This window comes from Methylophaga sp. UBA4204 (assembly GCF_002379485.1).
In the GTDB taxonomy this organism is placed as follows: Bacteria; Pseudomonadota; Gammaproteobacteria; order Nitrosococcales; family Methylophagaceae; genus Methylophaga.
On the sequence record NZ_DFTU01000109.1, the window covers coordinates 47,438 to 48,948 of the forward strand.

Consider the following 1,511-nt stretch of genomic DNA (forward strand, 5'->3'; position numbering starts at 1 on the left):
TCCAGTGGTATTGAAGTCAAATTATGGGATATGGCGGAATACAAACCACGAGAACTGAAGAACGAGCAATATCTGGCAGTCTTAACTTCGACACATGGTGAGGGTGAGCCGCCTGATAACGCAATGGATTTATATGAGTTTCTGGGAAGCCGTAAAGCACCTGGTTTAAAGGGTTTGAAATACAGTGTGCTGTCACTGGGTGATTCCAGCTATGAATATTTCTGTCAGACCGGCAAAGACTTTGATGAACGTCTGCAAAAACTTGGTGCAACCGCGGTAATTCCTCGAGTTGATTGTGATGTGGATTATGATGATTTGGCGGAAAAATGGATCGCTGAATTTATTGAGTCACTGACCAGTTCCATGCAGGCCAGTGCCGCACCACCGTCAGCCTCTGCTGCAATGAGCCAGCTTGAAACCTCCGTTCAATATGATCGCAAACATCCATTTTCCGCACCTTTGCTGGAAAACCAGATCCTCAGTGGTCGCGGTTCCAGCAAGGAAGTGCGGCATATTGAAATTTCACTTGAAGGTTCGGGATTGCACTACCAGCCGGGTGATGCATTAGGTGTATATCCACAGAATGATCCCGTTTTGGTCTCCATGCTGATTGATGCGCTGGGATTCGATGCTGATACTCCAGTAGAGCTTGAAGAACAAACCGAAACTTTAACCAATGCATTGATGCACCATCGTGAAATTACCGTGCTGACCCGCCCATTGGTCGAAAAATGGGCTGAATTGGCGCAATCCGATGAACTGAATAAGCTGATGGAAAGCAAAGCTGCTGTCACTGAATGGATCCGAGGCCGTGATGTTCTGGATTTAGTTCAAAGCTACCCATTAGCCGATATAGATGCCAACGGTTTTATCAAGTTGCTGCGTAAATTGCCGCCACGATTGTATTCGATTGCATCCAGTCAGGCCGCAGTTGATGAAGAAGTACATATCACCGTGGCAACGGTTCGGTATAACGCCCATAACCGTGAACGGGGCGGTGTAGCCTCAACCTGGTTAGCCGATCGCTTGGCCGAAGATGCCACTATTCCGGTGTACATCGATCCCAATAAAAACTTCAAATTGCCTGCCGATGACGATGCGCCAATTATTATGATTGGTCCTGGCACCGGCGTGGCCCCATTCAGAAGCTTTATGCAGGAGCGTGAAGAGCGAGGAGCTCGGGGACGTAACTGGCTGTTCTTTGGTGATCAGCATTTCCTGACTGATTTTCTCTATCAGACCGAGTGGCTGGCCTGGCGTAAATCTGGATTATTAACCCATCTGGATGTGGCATTTTCTCGTGATCAGACCGAGAAAATCTACGTACAGCACCGTATTCGTGAAAAATCCATTGAAATATGGAACTGGTTGCAGGAAGGAGCCTATCTATATGTATGTGGTGATGCGGACAATATGGCACCGGATGTTAATGAAGCCCTGATTGATATTATCAGTCAGCAAGGCAATAAAAGCCGCGAAGATGCCACTGAATATCTGCGTCAGCTGACGCG

At 47.5% G+C, this 1,511-nt stretch carries 1 protein-coding gene; it reads left to right on the forward strand.

Features of this window, described 5'->3' with window-relative positions; genetic code table 11:
* The coding region (locus B3182_RS16135; protein WP_292753515.1) for an assimilatory sulfite reductase (NADPH) flavoprotein subunit at positions 1-1,511 on the forward strand (1,511 nt) is incomplete at both ends.